The sequence below is a fragment of the Chloroflexota bacterium genome (genome assembly GCA_020161265.1).
GTDB lineage: Bacteria > Chloroflexota > Chloroflexia > Chloroflexales > Herpetosiphonaceae > Herpetosiphon.
This window is the reverse complement of sequence record JAIUOC010000003.1, coordinates 131,301-148,890: the sequence shown is the minus strand read 5'-3', so window position 1 is coordinate 148,890 and position 17,590 is coordinate 131,301. Positions and strand designations below refer to the sequence as shown.

The window sequence follows — 17,590 nt, the reverse complement described above, 5'->3', positions numbered from 1 at the left end:
GTTACTATAGCATTATCAGAACATTTGTTCAACTATATCTACGATTACTAATTCCAACAGCAATGGCAACATATGGCTGACATACTGGTATAAGCATTTTTTATGGCTCGATTTCATTAATCACAGGTAAAAAATTAGGGCTAATGGGCTATGGTCTATTTGGGCTAGGGCTGCGATAGTACCCCTGCATCATTGTTGCGTATTTTTGGAGTGTGTATGCAGGTTATTCAGTATTGGCTACGGCCTAAACGGCGCTGGTTAATTGTCAGCGCCCTGATTTTTTGTTTGGTTGGCTCAGTAGCAGGCCAAGAACCTCAGGCCTTGGCTGGCGGCAGCACCAATTATCTACCAGCCATTATGTTTAACGCCGATTTGGATATTCACAATCGCCAATCGGTGGTGAACTTTTACCAAAATTATTATCTCACCTCGATGGCAGTCGATATTGGCTGGACGGGCAATGCCAGCACATGCACGCCTGGCACAACCACCCAAGCTTTCCGCGATACAGTTTTAGCCCGCATTAACTATTTTCGGCGCATGGCTGGCATGGGCACGGTTACGTTTGATCCGGCTTTGAATGCGAAGGCTCAGCAAGCAGCCTTGATGATGAGTCGCAACCGCACGCTCAATCATAATCCGCCCAGCAATTGGCTTTGCTATACCGCTGAAGGTAAAGAAGCCGCTGGTAAATCGAATTTGGCGGCTGGGGTAACCGCCAATGGCACTGGCGCGATTGGCTTATATATGTCCGATGACAACACGCCCAGCGTTGGGCATCGACGTTGGTTGTTGTATCCACCGACGCTCAAAATGGGTACAGGCGATGTCAAAGCCCAAACTGGCACGCTCGATGCCAATAGTTTGTGGGTGGTTGGCAACACTGGCCCACGCCCTGCCACCCGCACCGAATATGTTGCTTGGCCGCCAGCGGGCTTTGTACCTTTTATGAATGCCTACAAACGTTGGTCGTTTAGCTTACCCAACGCCAATTTTGCCAATGCCGTGGTGACGATGCAAAAGAGTGGACAACCGCAAGCCCTGACAATCGTCTCGCGCAGCAGTGGCAGCGGCGATAATACAATTGTTTGGGATGTTACAGGCTACGTTACATGGCCAGCACCTGCCACCGATATCACCTATACTGTGAATGTGAGTAATGTGGTGCAGAATGGCCAAACTCGTTCGTTCAGCTATCAGGTCACCGTGATTGACCCAAGTCGCTAGGGCGGATGGGCTATAGCCAAATTGCCAAATGTTTGTCAAAATTCATTAATTAATTCACTACACTGGAGGCATGGTATGCAGGTGGCATCTCCTTGGCGGCGCAGCCGCTGGATCAGTTTGGTTGTAACAAGTTTGTTGGTATTTGGCTTGGTGGCCCCACTTGCAGCCCAAGAACCCCAAGCTATCGCTGGCGGCAGCATGAATTATCTGCCTGCTGTGATGTCGAACCCTGAACTTGATATCAATAACCGCCAATCGGTGGTCAATTTCTATACCAATTTCTACTTGCCAAGCGAAGGCGTGACCGATGGCTGGACTGGCAGCCAAGCCAGTTGTAACGCTGGCACAACCAGTCAAGCCTATCGCGATGCAATTCTGTTGCGAGTTAATTATTTTCGTAAAATGGCGGGCATGGCCGCAGTCACCCTCAACGAGAGCTACAATAGCCAAGCCCAACAAGCGGCCTTGATGATGAGCCGCAACAATAGCCTGAGCCATAGCCCGCCAACGTCATGGGCGTGCTACACCGCCGCTGGCAAAACCGCCGCTGGCAAATCGAATCTCTATTTGGGTCAAATTGGGCCAGGTGCAATTACGGGCTATATGCTTGATCCTGGGGCTGGCAATAGTGCCGCTGGCCACCGCCGCTGGATTCTATACCCGCAAAATAAATCTATTGGGACTGGCGATGTACCCAGCCGTAGCGGCTATGCTGGCTCAAATGCACTCTACGTGATCACCAGTGATTTTGGCACGGCCAGACCTGCCACCCGCACCGAATATGTGCCATGGCCACCCGAAGGTTTCGTACCCTACCAAGTGGTCTTTGGGCGTTGGTCATTCTCGTTGCATAATGGCAACTTTACGAATGCAACTGTTACGATGCGCCAAGGCAACACCACGATTCCGGTTACCAAAGAGACAGTTGCTTTTAATATGGGCGAAAATACGATCGTTTGGATTCCCCAAGGCTACAACCATAGCTCAAGTTGGGCGCAGCCAAGCGCCGATACAACTTATACCATCACAATCAGCAATGTTGTGGTCAATTCGCAAACCCGCTCCTTCACCTATAATGTAACCGTGATTAATCCAAATCAATAGCTGCTTTTTCCAATAAAATCCTCAATTCAGACCGACAGTAGCCATGAGTTACTGTCGGTCGTGATCTGTGCTGGAGGTGCGTGTGGCTCCCAAAATTGCTTTTATTCGTAAGGGGCGCTGGCCGTTGGCGAATGTGCGAACCGCCGAAGCGCTGCGTGCTCAATTCCCTGAAAATGAACTCCGTGAGATCGATTTAATTCCCATCATTCGGCGCAAGCCTGCACTGGTTGCATTAAACGGCTGGTGGACATTACGCCAATATGCTGGCGATTTGGCGATGCGGCGGCGTGGCCCCAAAGATGCCTTTTTGATCACCAGCTATATTTTTCGTGCTGTCAAGCATTTAGTTGCCGATTTACTGCGCGATGACGACTATCTATTCAGTTTTCAGATGCAATCATTATTTGATGCTAGCGTGCCAAATATCCCCCATTTTGTCTATACCGACCATACCTTGCTGGCAAATCGTCAATATCCAGGCTTTAATCCGGCCTCGCTCTATCACCCCGAATGGATGAAGTTAGAGCCAACTATTTATCAAAATGCCAATTTAGTCTTTACACGTTCCAATCATGTTTCACGTTCATTGGTCGAAGATTACCATTGTGACCCAGCCAAAGTACGTTGTGTTTACGCTGGTAGCAATGCTCCGGTCATCAGCGAAACGCCTGATCCAGCCCGCTATGCCAGCCAAAATATTGTCTATGTTGGGATAGATTGGGAGCGTAAAGGCGGCCCTGAATTGCTGCAAGCCTTCGCCCAAGTACGGGCGGTTTATCCCAACGCTACCCTGACGATCATCGGCGCAAACCCACAAACCAACCAGCCAGGAGTTGAGGTCATCGGGCGGATTCCGGTTGAGCAATTGCCGCAGTATTATCAACGCGCCGCAGTCTTTTGTATGCCCACCAAACTTGAGCCATTTGGCATCGTCACGATTGAGGCCATGAATTATTGGCTGCCTGTGGTTTCAACCAACCTTGGAGCCATGCCCGATTTTATCGAGCACGATCGCAATGGCTATTTGGTTGAGCCAGGCACGGTTGATCAGCTGGCGACCGTCTTGATCAAATTGGTCGGCGATCCTGAGCGCTGTCGGCGTTTTGGCGCACGCAGTGTCGAAATTGCGGCACGTTATCGCTGGGAAGCGGTTGGTTCGGCTATGCGCGAGGCAATTATCCAGAACATAGAGCATAGAACATAAGGGGCTAGGGGTCGGGGGCTAGGGATCGGTTGTTGGGGGGCGGGGATCGGAAGATTTGGCTATAGGCTATAGGCTTTTGATAATTTCAACCAATTTCCGATAGCCAAAAGCCTATAGCCTTATTCTCCTTCATGTCCTTGGCGTTTAAAAATCCCTGACCCCCGACCCCCAACAACCGATCCCCGATGCCCAAAAATCGTCACTTGACAAACTCAAACCTGCCTGCTATGCTTCGCGACAGAACTTTTGATGGTTTGTGGAGTTTGTTACTATGTTCAGTCAACAATTGTACCTGAACTCGAAAAAACGTAGCGCAAAGAAGCCAGGCAGCGAGTCTGGGTTATTGCGTCGCGTCTAAACAACACTTCACGCGCTCAATAAACACCAAGGCTCGCCGCACCAAACGGCGAGTTTTTTTGTATCCAACGTCGGTTTGAAAGGATTTTTCCATGGCCATACTCAAGCAACTTAAACGCATCAGCCATATCCACCGCCCTGCGGCTGTTCGCCCTGAATTGTTCACCGGATGTTCTTGCGGAAGGATTGTGCTTTCATGACACGGCATTTTGCAATTGTTGATACGACATTACGCGAAGGCGAACAATGGGCCAATGCTCATTTCAGCAGTGAAGATCGCCTCGCCATCGCCAATTTGCTAGTTCAATTTGGCGTTGAATACATCGAAATGACCTCTCCCTGCGCCTCGCCGCAAAGTGCGGCAGATTTGCGCAGCATCGCAGCCTTGCCGCTCGGCAACACCAAGCTGCTGACCCACACCCGTTGTAACCTTGATGACGTGCGGCTCGCTGCTGAATGTGGCGTGGCTGGCGTAAATATCCTCTTTGGCACATCACCCTATCTGCGCCAATGGAGCCATGGTCGCTCAATTGAAGCGATTTTGGCAGAAGTTGGCCCAGTTGTGCGTTTCCTCCAAGAACGTCAGATCGAAGTTCGGTTCTCCTGCGAAGATTCATTCCGCACCCCACTGCCCGATTTGTTGCGCGTCTACCAAGCTGTCGATTTGCTTGGCGTGCAGCGGGTTGGCATCGCCGACACCGTGGGCATTGCCACGCCACGCGATGTTGAACGTGTGGTTGGTGCAGTCCGCAATGCAGTTCGCTGCGACATTGAATTTCATGGCCACAACGATGGCGGCTGTGCAATTGCCAATGCCTATGCAGCGCTCGAAGCAGGCGCAACCCACATCGATACAACCATTCTTGGAATTGGCGAACGCAACGGCATCGCCGCGCTCAGCGGCTTAATTGCTCGCCTCTACCTCTCCGAACCTGAAAGTGTTGCAGGCTATGCCTTGCCAATGTTGGCCCAACTTGATCACACAGTTGCGGCAATGTTGGGCATTCAAGTGCCGTTCAATGCCTGTATCACCAGCGAAACCGCCTTTGCTCACAAGGCTGGCCTGCATACCAAGGCTGTTTTGGCCAATCCCAGCACCTACGAAGCGATCGATCCCAATGCTTTTGGGCGCGAACGCAATGTGCTGATTGGGCATCGCCTAACTGGTCGCCATGCCTTGCAAAGCCGCGCCAACGCCCTAGGTTTGGATCTGAGCGACACCACGATTATCGCCATTGCAGCTCAACTCAAAGCTGCTGCCGATGATCAGCCGTTGACGCTCGACGAGGTGGATGCGCTCCTGCGCTCAAGCACCCTCCAAGCAGCCTAACGATTTTTCAAGCTGGCAATTGAAATTGCTATTTCAATGCCCTAGCTTGCTATACCTTGATGTGCCATTTTTCAGCTATTTTTGGGAGTTTCCGCAATGGGTCAGACATTTGCCGAGCAAATTTTGGGGCATGCTTCCGGTCGCAGCGACGTGCAAGCAGGCGATATGGTAGTGGTCAACGTCGATTTGGTGATGATGCACGATAGCCTCTCGCCCAGCATTATCGAAACCTTGCACAACGAATTGGGCGCTGAACGCGTGTGGGATCGCGACAAAGTTGCAGTGGTGATCGACCACGTTGCCCCAGCCGCGACCGTGCGCCAAGCCGAACAGCAACAACAAGTGCGGCGTTGGGTCGCCCAACAAGGCATCAGCCATTTGTTTGATGTTGGTCGCGGCATCTCGCACCCGGTCTTGATTGAAGAAGGGCTGGTGCAACCTGGCATGTTGGTGGTGGGCAGCGATTCGCATAGCACTGGTTATGGTGCAGCCGCAGCCTTTGGCTCAGGCATGGGCACGACCGACATTGCCCTTGCCCTCGCGACAGGCCAAACTTGGTTTCGCGTGCCTGAGACCGTGCGGGTCAATGCGGTTGGCAATTTTCAACCAGGCGTGAGCGTCAAGGATTTTGGTTTATGGGCGGCTCGCACGCTCCGCGCCGATGGTGCAACCTACCAAAGTGTCGAGTGGCACGGGGTTGATTTTCTTTCGTGGCGCGAACGTATGACCTTAGCAACCTTATCGATTGAAGTTGGAGCCAAGGCCGGAATCGTTGCCCCAACTGGCTTGGGCGCTGAGCATCCCGTGCCAGAATGGTTGCGGGTTGAGGCTGATGCCAGCTACAGCCGCGTTGTCGAATGCGATTTGAGCACGCTCGAACCCCAGGTTAGCCTGCCACATTATGTCGATAATGTAGTCGATTTGGCTGATGTCGGACGGGTCGCGGTTGATGTGGTGTATCTTGGCACCTGCACCAACGGCCACTACGAAGATATGGCCGCTGCCGCTAGCATCCTCAAAGGGCGACGTTTGGCTCCCAATGTGCGCATGATTGTCGTGCCTGCTTCGAGCGATAGTTTACATCGCGCCGCCAGTGATGGCACATTGGCGACGTTGTTGGCTGCTGGGGCAACCATCGGCACGCCTGGCTGTGGCGCATGCATTGGTCGCCATATGGGCGTGTTGGCTCCCGATGAAGTCTGCGTTTTCACTGGCAATCGCAACTTCCGCGGACGAATGGGCAGCCCAGGAGCCAATATCTACTTGGCCTCGCCTGAAGTTGCCGCCGCCACCGCCATAACTGGCTACATCACCCACCCGCGCAATGTGCTCGACAGCACTGAGCAAGCAGTTTTCGCCTAATTTTTGCAATTGCACAGGAGTCAGCACTATGCCACGGATTTGGGTTTTTGGAAATGATGTCAACACCGACCAGATGGTTCCAGGCCGTTATGCTCCCTACATGCTCGGCGCAAATGATGATGTGCGACGCTATGCCTTTATCGAAGCGCGGCCTGATTTTGCTCCCAATGTTCAGCCAGGCGATTTAATTATTGCTGGGCCAAACTTTGGCTGTGGCTCAAGCCGCGAGTATGCGCCCTTGGCCTTGAAGCGCTGCGGAGTTGGCGCGATTATCGCTCCGCTATTTGCCCGCATTTTCTTCCGCAACGCCTTGAATTTGGGCATTCCCTGTTTCACCGCCGACATTCGTGAGCAAGTTGCCGATGGTGATGTTGTTGAATTTGATTTGGCTGCTGGCCTGATCACCAACAATGCTAACCAAATTCAACTGCCACCACCCGAAGGCTGGATGCGCGAAGTCTGGGCTGAAGGCGGAATCGTGCCATTTTACCGTCGCCATGGTCGCTTCCCCGCGACAGGAGCCTAAACATGACGAGGTTGTGTTTGATTGCTGGCGATGGGATTGGCCGCGAAGTCGTGCAAGCAGCGCGGCAAGTGCTCGAAGCCTTGGCGGTTCCTGCCGAGTTTGTCGAAGCCGAAGCTGGTTGGGAAACCTTTCAACAAACTGGCAACGCCTTGCCCGAACAAACTTTAGCAGCGGTTCAAGCGGCCAACGCCACCTTGTTTGGTGCAGTTAGCTCGCCATCACAGCGGGTCGCTGGCTATCGCAGCCCAATTGTTGGCATGCGCAAAGCCCTTGATTTGTATGCCTGTGTGCGGCCAGTTCAAACGCCACCACTGGCGAATGCCCGTGCTGGAGTCAATTTGGTAGTGGTGCGCGAAAATACCGAGGGTTTGTATAGCGGCCAAGAAACCCGCGAGGGCGATGAACGCGCCACGGCGCAACGAATTATCACCCGCCAAGCCAGCGAGCGGATTGTGCAATGGGCGGTGCAATATGCCCAACGCACTGGCCGCCGCAAAATCACCGTAGTACACAAAGCCAATGTGCTGCGCGAAACTTGTGGTTTGTTCCGCGAAACCGCGCTGCGCGTGCTAGCTGACGCGCCTGATTTGCAGGTTGAAGAAATGTTGGTCGATAACGCTGCTTATCAATTGGCCCGTGCTCCGGAACGTTTTGAAGTGTTAGTCACCACCAATTTGTTTGGCGATATTCTCTCGGATGTCGCCAGCGTGTGGGGTGGCGGGCTTGGTTTGGCAGCATCGGCCAACTATGGCACTCGCACGGCGGTATTCGAGCCTGTGCATGGCAGTGCTCCCGACATTGCTGGCCAAGGCATCGCCAATCCGTTGGCAACCTTGAGCGCTAGCGTGTTGATGCTCGAATTTGTGGGCTTGAACAGCTACGCCGAACGCTTGCAAACCGCAATTCAGGCGGTATTAGCCAATGGGCCATACACGCCCGATCTTGGTGGAACGGCAACAACGGCTGAGGTGGTGCAAGCAGTAATTGACCAATTTTGATCCACGAAGAGCACGAAGGACACGAAGGGGCGAGGGTTCAGGGGTCAGAGATCAGGGGTCAGGAAGTTTTAACGCAGAGGCGCAGAGAGTAAGGCTATAAGGCTTTTGGCTATCGGAATGTAACGGGTTGAACATAGGCAGGTGGCACTGCACGGGATACCGATCCCCAGCCCCTAGCCCCCGACCCCTACCCTTGAAACCGCGAAGGACGCGAAGATCACGAAGGTAAGGTTTGTTAAGAATTAGTGGGTTTGGCAACAGGTGGTTGGCACAGGACGGGATACCGATCCCCAGCCCCTAGCCCCCGACCCCTAACTAATAAAGGATTACAAACAATGAGCGCACAATGCCCAGAATGTGAAGGAACGATCGCGTTGGCAGCCGATATTTTGGATGGCGAGATTGTGCCATGCCCTGATTGCGGCGCAGAACTCGAAGTTGTCAGCCTGAACCCAGTTGTGTTGGAATTAGCACCCGAAGTCGAAGAAGACTGGGGCGAGTAAGGGAGTTATGTCAATGCGTGTAGGTATGTTATGTTCCCGAATTCGGGTTGAAGAAAAGCTGCTGATCACTGAGTTTGAGCGGCGCAATGTCCAATTTGAGCGAATCGACGATGATCAGACATGGTTTGATTTGAACGCGTTGCAAGCCAATCGCCAAGTACGCGAACAATTTCCTGATGTAATTATTGAGCGTTCGTTGCACCATGGCCGAGCGTTGTACACGCTCAAAACCTTGAACGATGCTGGCATTCCAACGGTCAATAATTATGATGTGGCATTAACCTGTGGCGATAAATTTTTGACTACCCAAGCCCTATTGCGCAACGGCGTGCCATCACCACGGTGTTTACTGGCCTATACCCAAGATTCAGCGCTCGAAGCGATCGAAAGTTTGGGCTATCCGGTAGTGTTGAAGCCAGTAATCGGCTCGTGGGGGCGCTTGGTCTCGAAGATCAACGATCGCGAAGCTGCCGAGGCGGTACTTGAACATCGCGACACCTTGGGCAATTATCAGCATGCCATTTTCTATATCCAAGAATATGTCAACAAGCCAGGTGGTCGCGATATTCGGGCGTTTGTGGTTGGCGATGAGTGTATTGCGGCGATTTATCGCACCAGCGGCCACTGGATCACCAATACTGCACGCGGCGGCCAAGCCTCAAACTGCCCAATCACGCCAGCCTTAGCCGATATTTGTATTGGCGCGGCCAATGCAGTTGGTGGCGGCGTGGTTGCAATCGATGTCTTTGAAACTGCCGAAGGTCGTTATTTGGTCAACGAAGTCAATTACACCATGGAATTTCGCAACAGCATCAGCACAACTGGCGTGAATATTCCCGAACGAATTGTTGATTATGTGCTAGCTCAAGCGCAATAGGCGGCGGGCTGTAGCCATTTGAGGTTGTTATGCTTTCAGTTTCGATAGTTGGTGGCTCGGGCTATGTCGGTGGTGAATTGCTGCGTTTATTGTTGGGGCATCCCCACGTCGAGGTGCGTCAGGTCACCAGCGAACGCTTAGCAGGCCAATATGTCTACAGCACCCACCCCAATTTGCGTGGTCGCACCGATTTGCGGTATAGCCCGCAAAGCACGTTGGAGCCTTGTGATGTGTTGATTTTGGCCTTGCCGCATGGCTCAGCCGCCAAAAAGATCGAGCATTACGCTGGCCTTGGTCAAGCATTAATCGATTGTTCAGCTGATTTTCGTTTGCGCGACCCCGAAGCCTATAGCCGTTGGTATGGCGAACCCCACCCTGCCCCGCAATGGCTGGAGCGTTTTGTTTATGGTTTACCTGAATTGTATCGTGAGCAAATTCGTTCAACTCGCTATGTTAGCGGCGTAGGCTGCAATGCAACAGCGATTAACTTGGCCTTGTTGCCGTTGGTCAAGGCAGGCTTGATCGATCAAACCAAGCCGGTAGTGGCTGAAGTCAAGGTTGGTTCGTCTGAGGCGGGCGCGGTTGCCAACGATGGCAGCCATCATGCCGAACGCTCAGGCGTGGTGCGCTCGTTTGCCCCAGTTGGTCATCGCCACACCGCCGAAATTATGCAAGCCCATGGCCTTGAAAATGTGCATATTTCGATCACATCGGTGGAAATGGTGCGTGGCGCTTTGGCAACCTGCCATGTGTTTACTCAAGGCTCGGTCAACGAACGTGATCTGTGGCGAGCCTATCGCGCTGCCGCTGCTGAACAACCGTTTCTGCGCATTGTCCATGATCGTAGTGGCTTGCACCGCCATCCAGAGCCAAAAATCTTGGCAGGCAGCAATTACGCCGATATTGGTTGGGCACTCGATGAAGCGACTGGCCGCGTAGTGGCGCTGTGTGCCCTCGATAACTTGATGAAGGGCGCAGCCGGAGCCGCCATCCAATGCTTAAATTTGATGTATGGCTTCGATGAACGCTTGGGGCTGGAGTTTACAGGCTTGCACCCAGTTTAAGAACATAGAACATAGAGCATAGGGGTCAGGGGCTAGGGGTTGGGGGTCAGGCCACAAACTACACAACCTTTGTGCTTTTTGTGGATCAATTGTTTAACGCAGAGGCGCAGAGATTCAAAAATATGAATGATGAGGGATGAAAGGATATGCTATACACATTGAGCTTGAAGTTCTTAGCGCCCTTCGCGTTCTTTGTGGTTTCAGCCTTGGCGCTCTTCATATTCTTCGCGGTTCCTATTCTTCGTGTGCTTCGTGGATCAAATAAGGATCATACACATGCTTGTAATAAAAATTGGCGGGGCAGCGGGGATTGATTATAGCAATCTCTGCGCTGATATTGCCCGACTTGCCGCCCAAGGCCAACCAATTGTGCTGTTTCATGGTGGCTCGGATGGAGCGAACACGCTTGGCGAGCAACTTGGACATCCGCCGCGCTTCATTACCTCGCCATCAGGCCACACCAGCCGCCAAACCGATCGGCGCACGCTCGAAATTTTTATGATGGCGACAGCCTTGCTTAATCGCCAATTTGTTGAGCGTTTGCGCGGTTTGGGAGTCAACGCCTTAGGCTTATCGGGCATCGACGGCGGCTTATTGCAAGGTACGCGCAAAACCAATGTTCGGGCGGTTGAAAACGGTCGGGTGCGAGTGATTCGCGATGATTGGACTGGCAGCATCGATCAGGTTAATCAGGGTTTGTTGCAAACCTTGCTGAGCGCAGGCTATCTACCAGTCATTGCTCCATTGGCGGTAAGCAACGTGGGCGAACCATTAAATATTGATGGGGATCGCGGTGCGGCCAGTGTAGCTGTAGCTCTAGAAGCCGAAACACTCTTGCTATTGACCAATGTCAGCGGCTTGTATCGCAACTTTCCCGACGAAAGCAGTTTGATTGGTCGCTTACCACGCACCGAATTAGCCCAAGCGACCGAAAAACTAGCGCAAGGCCGCATGAAGAAAAAATTGCTAGGGGCGCAAACTGCGCTCGAAGGTGGTGTGCGCCGCGTCATCATTGGCGATGGCCGCCGTGACCAACCAATTAGCGATGCCCTTGCGGGCCATGGAACGATCATCGAATAAGCGGCTGATTTGCTAGGAACCAAACCATGACTGAACAACAAGCATTTGCAGATTTAGAAGCTGCTCATAGCGCTGGAGTCTACGCCAAGCGTCCGATTACTTTGGTGAGAGGCAGTGGCGCAACCCTCTACGACGATCAAGGCCAAGCCTATCTTGATTGTGGTTCAGGCATTGGGGTTGCAAACATCGGCCATTGTCACCCAACGGTTGTGCAGGCAATCACTGAGCAGGCCGCAACCCTGACGGTTTGCCCCGAAGCCTTTCATAATGATCAACGGGCCTTATTGCAAGCCGAGTTGGTGCAATTATTTCCAGCTGAATTTCAACGGGTCTTTTTGTGCAACAGTGGCACGGAAGCGGTTGAAGCCGCCTTGAAATTTGCGCGGATGGCTACAGGCCGTACCGCGATCGTGGCAACCATGCGTGGCTTTCATGGCCGCACTTTTGGATCCTTGAGCGCCACCTGGGAGAGCCACTACCGCGAGCCATTTATGCCGCTTGTGCCCGATTTCAGCCATATTCCCTACAATAATATCGAGCGTTTGCAAAGCGCGATCAACGAGCAAACTGCTGCGTTGATTGTTGAAATTATCCAAGGCGAGGGCGGCATTCGCCCAGCAACCGCCGAATTTTTGCAGGCAGCCCAAACAATTTGCCGCGAACGCGGAGCCTTGTTGATTCTTGATGAAGTGCAAACTGGCTTTGGCCGCACGGGACGCATGTTTGCCTTTGAGCACGATGGCTTAGAACCAGATTTGGTTTGTTTGGCCAAGGCCTTGGGCGGCGGCATGCCAATGGGCGCAGTGGTGATCAACCAGCGAGTTGGAGCATTGGCAACTGGCACGCATGGCTCGACCTTTGGCGGCAACCCTTTGGCTTGCGCAGCGGCACGGGCTTCGCTACGAGTGATTCGTGAAGAACAATTGGTCGATCAAACTGCCGAAAAAGGCGATTGGCTGCTCGCTCAATTGCGTTCAATCAACTCGCCCAAAATTCGTGAAGTGCGCGGGTTAGGCTTGATGGTGGGCATTGAACTCAAGGAAAAAGTTGCGCCCTATCTGCAAAAATTGATGAACCAGCATCAGATTATTGCGCTCAATTCGGGCAGCAATGTGTTGCGCTTGCTCCCGCCGTTAGTGATTAATTGGGCTGAATTAGAACGCTTAGTGGCAACCTTACGCAGCATCTTCGAGGAGCCAAGCGCATGAACGATCAACAGGCCGTACAATTAATTGAGGCAATGGTGGCAACACCCAGTGTTTCGGGCGATGAGGCCGCAATCGCCCAATTATTGGTTGAGCAGATGAATCAATTTGGCTTCGATGCCCATATTGATGCGGTTGGCAATGCGGTTGGCGTGATTGGCGCTGCTGCTGAAACCGTCGTGTTGCTTGGCCACATGGATACCGTGCCAGGCAATATTCCAGTCGAAGTGCGTGATGGTGAGTTATGGGGGCGCGGTGCTGTCGATGCCAAAGGCTCGTTAGCCACGTTTATCGCTGCCGCCGCCCGCGCTCATACCGAAAAACGCCTAGCCTATCGGGTGATTGTGGTGGGTTGTGTCGAAGAAGAAGTTGCTTCATCCAAAGGTGCGCATTTTATCGCCCAAACCATGGCTGCGCCACTTTGGTGCATCGTGGGCGAGCCAAGCGGCGCTGATCGGCTAACGTTGGGCTATAAAGGCAACTTACGGGCACAAATTCGCATCGAGCAAGATGCGGCGCATTCGGCCCACGCCAGCCATACCGCCGCCGAACATGGCTGTGAATTGTGGCAAGCGATCGCCCAGCATGCCTATACCATCAATCAAGGCCGCGAACGCGCCTTCGATCAACTGTTGCCAAGCTTGGTAAACATTGAATCGGGCGGCGATGGCTTACGCGATTGGTGCGAATTACTGGTCAATGCCCGTCTGCCTTTAGATCTTGATCCGGCGGCCTATACCGCGATGCTGCAACAACTGCTGCCCAACTATGCGCATTTAAAGGTAAGCGGCGCAACTCCCGCTTTTAGCAGCGAACGGACATCGAGCATTGCGCGGCGCTTTGGGCGAGTTTTTCGCGCCAATGGACAGCAACCGCGCTATGTTCAAAAAACTGGCACCGCCGACATGAATGTGGTTGGGCCAGCCTGGGGTTGCCCAGTCGTCGCTTATGGCCCAGGCGATGCAGCACTTGATCATACGCCCCAAGAGCGTTTGTCCTTGGCCGAATATTTACAAGCGATCGCGGTATTGACAGCAGTTTTGAGCAACGATTAATTATTCTTGAATTAACTCAAGGCTATTGCCATCGGGATCGGCCACGATTGCCGCTTTGATGCCGCCTGCGCTTGGTGGCGTGACGATCATACCGCCATGCTGCACCACTTTTTCGAGCGCTCGCGCTAAATCGGGCACACAAACATGGAATTGCAAGCGGCTTTGCTCAGCGACGACTCCAGCAATCGCATTCGGGCAGAGCAATAAGGGTATATTGACCAAAAAACCTTCATACAGCGTGTGCTCGCCATGCTTAATCTTGCGAAAATTAGTAAACAGCACTGAATTATAAAAGGCTGCCATTTGCTCAATATTGGTAGCAGCTAGGGTTAATTGGGTAAACGAAATTGGTGATTGCATAGCATTCCTCGGCTAATTGTCTTTTGCTAGTGCCCATGCTACCATAGGCCAAGCCCAAACCACTGTTGGCAGCACCTCACTTCGGCTTCTGCACCCAGCAAGCCGCATCGTAACCACCTGCATTTGGCTTAAATAATCGTTAATTTCACCGTAAAGCGCAGCTTTTAGACTACGCTTGTTTGTTCGATGGCCTATAGTGGCATAGTACCGGAGGATACGCGATGTTTAAGGAGTTCAAGGAATTTGCCTTCAAAGGCAATGTTCTCGATTTGGCAATTGGGGTGATTATTGGGGCCGCCTTTGGCAAAATTGTCACAGCCTTGGTTGATGTTGTGATTATGCCGATTATCAGCATCATCCTTAGCCTCATTCTCAAAGATGTTAATATTGCAACATGGCAATTTTCGATTGGGGCTACACCAATTATGATTGGGGTGCTGATCAAAACCATTATTGAGTTCCTGATTATTGCGTTTGTGCTTTTCTTATTTGTCAAAGGAATCAACTCGACCCGCCGCAAGCAAGAAGTCGAAGCACCAGCCGCCCCACCACCAAGCGAAGAAGTGTTGTTGCTACGCGAAATTCGCGATAGCTTGCAAAAGTAAGTTCAAGCCCAACTCAGAGCCATTAATTAACGAACAGCCGCTCCATTCATAGAGCGGCTGTTTGCTTTTGCTGATTGATTGTTCAGATGCCGAGCAGATACCAAATAACTCAGGAGCTTGGCCTTATTGCATAAACCCCACCGCTCAGCGCTATTGCAACCCCATCACTAAACCTGCATATTTTTCAGTGAGCACGCGGGCTTGATCGTCATTGACTCCCTCGGCAATCACATGGATGAAGGGGCCGTCAGGGTCGGGCAGAATCAGCACCCACTCTGGCCCAAGATCAATCTTGATCCCGTCGATGTTGTCTTGAGCACGTTCAGCATATTGTTCATTGAGAATCCGCATAACTTTGCCCTTGGATTCCCAGCGACATGGCACTTTGTGGTTAGCCATGGCTGAGCGTGGCAATGAACGCCGAATCTCCGAGAGGGGAATTTTGGCGCGGGCCAGTAATTCCATCAATTTAACAATTGCAAATAGGCCATCGGCAACTGGAAAGAACGATGGAAAAATCAGGCTGCCAGCTCCATCGCCCAAGACACATAAATCGTTGCATTTGGCGGCTTGTTGCATCAGTGCCCCCAAGGCGGTTTTGGTACGCTGGATGCGCCCGCCATAGCGCTCAGCCAATTTATCGAACAAGCGCGGCGCAGTGACTGGCACGGCCACGGTGCCACCTTTGTTGGCTTCCATGGTCAAGGCAGTGACCGCCGCCAATAATTCAATATCAGTTAATCGATGGCCAGTATCATCGACAACGTAAATTCGTTCGCCGCCCGAATCGAGCCGCACCCCAATATCAGCATTCATCACGGGTACAATTGCTGTGAGCCGTTGCATACCAGCATTAAATTGATCGGCAGTTTGAAACAAACGATCTTCATCGATTTGGGCATTGAGTTCAACTAAATCAACATTCAAGCGCCGTAGCAAAATACCCAAAATTTGCGCCGCATTCGACGACGCATAATCGATCACGATGCTCCAAGGGTCTTCTAGCTCGGGCAAAATATGGGGGTCAAGCGATTCCATAAATTTATCGATATAGACCGAATTGTAATCGCTGTTTTCAGTGATTCGGCCAATTTCATCGAGATAGACGCGGCGATAATCTTCGCGAAAGTAGGTATTCTCGATCTTGCGCTCCATGTCGCTACCTAGATCAAGCCCGCGATGATCGAAGAATTTAATATCCACCACCCGATTATCGAACGGCGAAAGCCGCACATGCATGCCACCAGCAGCATTCAGCGCATAGGTCAAATAGCGGGCAGTGGGAATTGGCACTGAATGCAAATCCAACACATTAATCCCCGCCGATGGAATGCCCGCAATCAAGCCACGTTTGAGCATGCGTGGGGTGTAGTGGGCATCGCGATTCATGGTAACGGTGGTATTTTTAGGCAAAATCGCACCATAGGCTGCCCCAAGTTTGGCACAAAATTCTGGCGTAAGGTCGATATTGACCAAGCCTGTAATGCCGTAGCGCCCAAACAGCACCCGCCGCCCTTGCGCCCCCCAAATAATCGAGGCACTAACAGTCGCACCCTCTTCAACTTCTTTCGAAGGCCAAATTTTAACGTTGGGCTGAATCACCGCCCCAGCGTTGATGATCGTACTATCGGCGACCACTACGCCCTCGAACAGCAACGAGCGACTTTTAATATTGCACTGCTTGCAAACAATCGCCCCACGTAATTCAGCACGTTCGCCAACATACGAGTTGCGCCACATAATTGAACGATCGATGGTGGCACGCGAATCGATAATTGTATAATCGCGGATGACCGATGGGCCAAATACCATCGCCCCACCTTTGATCTTGACCCCATGACCAAAAAAGACTGGCCCATGAATTTGGGCATCGGGGGCAATTTCAACCTCGCCTTCAATCCAAACATTATCGCCGCGATCATGGCCTAAGCGCGGCAAATTAACCATACCCATCAAATAATCCGAGCAGGCTCGCATATAGGCTTCGATGTTGCCAACATCTGTCCAATAGCCCTCGGCAATATAGCCATGGAGCAGTTCGCCGCGCCGCAACAATGCTGGAAATAAATCTTTGGAGAAATCAAACGGCTCGCCCAGTGGAATATCATCAAGCACACAGGGATCGATCACATAAATTCCAGTATTGACGGTATCGGAAAAAACCTCGCCCCAACTGGGTTTTTCGAGGAACTGGCGAATTCGGCCCGTATCGTCGGTAATCACCACGCCATATTCAAGCGGGTTGGGAACGCGGGTAAGGGTAATTGTGGCTTTGGCATTCGAGCGTTTATGGGCTTCGATCAAGGCGGTTAAATCAAAATCGGTCAGCGCATCGCCAGAAATTACGATCACGGGTTCAGTATCATCATCGATTAAGCGTGAGGCATATTTAACCGCGCCAGCGGTGCCGAGTGGCACTTCTTCAACCGAATACGAAATATCGACATCAAACGCCGAGCCATCGCCATAAAAATCTTGAATAATATTGGCGAGATATTGCACCGTAATAATAATATCGGTGATGCCGTGGCGTTTCAGAAGTTCAATAATATGGCCCATGACTGGTCGATCGACCAAGGGAACCATTGGTTTGGGCCGACTGATGGTGAGTGGTCGGAGCCGAGAGCCTTCACCCCCAGCCATTAAAACTGCTTTCATGGTCTGCAACCCTCGCAGTGTCAACAATGCAGCACTCAGCGCGGTGGCCAGCACGGGCATTCGAGGGCCGCGCCG

The 17,590-nt window shown here is 52.1% G+C and carries 16 protein-coding genes; 14 read left to right on the top strand and 2 right to left on the bottom strand.

Going from position 1 to position 17,590, the window contains the following annotated elements:
- Nucleotides 1–216: 216 nt before the first annotated feature.
- The 13 genes from LCH85_07870 to LCH85_07810 all read left to right on the top strand — a co-directional run bounded on the left by LCH85_07870 (nt 217) and on the right by LCH85_07810 (nt 13,892).
- A complete protein-coding gene (locus tag LCH85_07870; protein MCA0351901.1) occupies nt 217–1,227 on the top strand; it encodes a CAP domain-containing protein in 1,011 nt (336 codons plus the stop codon).
- A gap of 75 nt (nt 1,228–1,302) precedes the next feature.
- Nucleotides 1,303–2,331, top strand: coding sequence for a CAP domain-containing protein (locus LCH85_07865; GenBank protein ID MCA0351900.1), 1,029 nt, complete (start codon nt 1,303–1,305; stop codon nt 2,329–2,331).
- Nucleotides 2,332–2,413: 82 nt separating this feature from the next.
- Nucleotides 2,414–3,535, top strand: a complete 1,122-nt coding sequence (locus LCH85_07860) for a glycosyltransferase family 4 protein (protein ID MCA0351899.1) — start codon at nt 2,414–2,416, stop codon at nt 3,533–3,535.
- A 553-nt stretch (nt 3,536–4,088) separates the two neighbouring features.
- Nucleotides 4,089–5,222 carry a homocitrate synthase gene (locus LCH85_07855; GenBank protein ID MCA0351898.1) on the top strand — a complete coding sequence of 378 codons (1,134 nt, stop codon included), beginning with the start codon at nt 4,089–4,091 and terminating at the stop codon, nt 5,220–5,222.
- A 96-nt stretch (nt 5,223–5,318) separates the two neighbouring features.
- A complete protein-coding gene (locus tag LCH85_07850; GenBank protein MCA0351897.1) occupies nt 5,319–6,584 on the top strand; it encodes a 3-isopropylmalate dehydratase large subunit in 1,266 nt (421 codons plus the stop codon).
- A gap of 28 nt (nt 6,585–6,612) precedes the next feature.
- Complete coding sequence (locus LCH85_07845) at nt 6,613–7,110, top strand: homoaconitate hydratase (GenBank protein MCA0351896.1); 498 nt, start codon at nt 6,613–6,615, stop codon at nt 7,108–7,110.
- 2 nt (nt 7,111–7,112) lie between these two features.
- Entirely contained in the window at nt 7,113–8,108 is a 996-nt protein-coding gene (locus LCH85_07840) for an isocitrate/isopropylmalate dehydrogenase family protein (protein ID MCA0351895.1), read from the top strand.
- Nucleotides 8,109–8,443: 335 nt separating this feature from the next.
- Entirely contained in the window at nt 8,444–8,611 is a 168-nt protein-coding gene (gene lysW, locus LCH85_07835; protein ID MCA0351894.1) for a lysine biosynthesis protein LysW, read from the top strand.
- 13 nt (nt 8,612–8,624) lie between these two features.
- Nucleotides 8,625–9,488, top strand: coding sequence for a lysine biosynthesis protein LysX (gene lysX / locus LCH85_07830; protein MCA0351893.1), 864 nt, complete (start codon nt 8,625–8,627; stop codon nt 9,486–9,488).
- Nucleotides 9,489–9,517: 29 nt separating this feature from the next.
- Nucleotides 9,518–10,552, top strand: a complete 1,035-nt coding sequence (argC, locus tag LCH85_07825; protein ID MCA0351892.1) for an N-acetyl-gamma-glutamyl-phosphate reductase — start codon at nt 9,518–9,520, stop codon at nt 10,550–10,552.
- Between the two features lie 276 nt (nt 10,553–10,828).
- Complete coding sequence (locus LCH85_07820) at nt 10,829–11,632, top strand: [LysW]-aminoadipate kinase (protein MCA0351891.1); 804 nt, start codon at nt 10,829–10,831, stop codon at nt 11,630–11,632.
- Between the two features lie 26 nt (nt 11,633–11,658).
- Complete coding sequence (locus tag LCH85_07815; protein MCA0351890.1) at nt 11,659–12,840, top strand: aspartate aminotransferase family protein; 1,182 nt, start codon at nt 11,659–11,661, stop codon at nt 12,838–12,840.
- Nucleotides 12,837–13,892 carry a [LysW]-lysine hydrolase gene (locus LCH85_07810; protein ID MCA0351889.1) on the top strand — a complete coding sequence of 352 codons (1,056 nt, stop codon included), beginning with the start codon at nt 12,837–12,839 and terminating at the stop codon, nt 13,890–13,892. Before LCH85_07815 ends, LCH85_07810 begins: the two co-directional genes overlap by 4 nt.
- Here LCH85_07810 and LCH85_07805 read toward each other — a convergent pair whose 3' ends face one another.
- Nucleotides 13,893–14,252, bottom strand: a complete 360-nt coding sequence (locus LCH85_07805) for a hypothetical protein (GenBank protein MCA0351888.1) — start codon at nt 14,250–14,252, stop codon at nt 13,893–13,895. It abuts the gene before it with no gap.
- A 221-nt stretch (nt 14,253–14,473) separates the two neighbouring features.
- On the opposite strand from LCH85_07805, the gene mscL reads away from it, so the two are divergent.
- Nucleotides 14,474–14,857, top strand: a complete 384-nt coding sequence (gene mscL / locus LCH85_07800) for a large conductance mechanosensitive channel protein MscL (protein MCA0351887.1) — start codon at nt 14,474–14,476, stop codon at nt 14,855–14,857.
- Between the two features lie 150 nt (nt 14,858–15,007).
- Here the strand turns inward: mscL and LCH85_07795 are convergent, their stop codons facing one another.
- Nucleotides 15,008–17,515: a mannose-1-phosphate guanyltransferase gene (locus LCH85_07795; GenBank protein MCA0351886.1), complete on the bottom strand. Its 2,508-nt coding sequence runs from the start codon at nt 17,513–17,515 to the stop codon at nt 15,008–15,010.
- Nucleotides 17,516–17,590: the final 75 nt, after the last annotated feature.

Bases quoted from the DNA above. Each gene is read 5' to 3' on its own strand.
- LCH85_07855 (MCA0351898.1), top strand. From the start codon at position 4,089: ATGACACGGCATTTTGCAATTGTTGATACGACATTACGCGAAGGCGAA.
- argC (MCA0351892.1), top strand. From the start codon at position 9,518: ATGCTTTCAGTTTCGATAGTTGGTGGCTCGGGCTATGTCGGTGGTGAA.
- LCH85_07845 (MCA0351896.1), top strand. From the start codon at position 6,613: ATGCCACGGATTTGGGTTTTTGGAAATGATGTCAACACCGACCAGATG.
- LCH85_07815 (MCA0351890.1), top strand. From the start codon at position 11,659: ATGACTGAACAACAAGCATTTGCAGATTTAGAAGCTGCTCATAGCGCT.
- LCH85_07840 (MCA0351895.1), top strand. From the start codon at position 7,113: ATGACGAGGTTGTGTTTGATTGCTGGCGATGGGATTGGCCGCGAAGTC.
- LCH85_07850 (MCA0351897.1), top strand. From the start codon at position 5,319: ATGGGTCAGACATTTGCCGAGCAAATTTTGGGGCATGCTTCCGGTCGC.
- LCH85_07865 (MCA0351900.1), top strand. From the start codon at position 1,303: ATGCAGGTGGCATCTCCTTGGCGGCGCAGCCGCTGGATCAGTTTGGTT.
- LCH85_07810 (MCA0351889.1), top strand. From the start codon at position 12,837: ATGAACGATCAACAGGCCGTACAATTAATTGAGGCAATGGTGGCAACA.
- LCH85_07795 (MCA0351886.1), bottom strand. From the start codon at position 17,515: ATGAAAGCAGTTTTAATGGCTGGGGGTGAAGGCTCTCGGCTCCGACCA.
- lysW (MCA0351894.1), top strand. From the start codon at position 8,444: ATGAGCGCACAATGCCCAGAATGTGAAGGAACGATCGCGTTGGCAGCC.
- mscL (MCA0351887.1), top strand. From the start codon at position 14,474: ATGTTTAAGGAGTTCAAGGAATTTGCCTTCAAAGGCAATGTTCTCGAT.
- lysX (MCA0351893.1), top strand. From the start codon at position 8,625: ATGCGTGTAGGTATGTTATGTTCCCGAATTCGGGTTGAAGAAAAGCTG.
- LCH85_07820 (MCA0351891.1), top strand. From the start codon at position 10,829: ATGCTTGTAATAAAAATTGGCGGGGCAGCGGGGATTGATTATAGCAAT.
- LCH85_07870 (MCA0351901.1), top strand. From the start codon at position 217: ATGCAGGTTATTCAGTATTGGCTACGGCCTAAACGGCGCTGGTTAATT.
- LCH85_07805 (MCA0351888.1), bottom strand. From the start codon at position 14,252: ATGCAATCACCAATTTCGTTTACCCAATTAACCCTAGCTGCTACCAAT.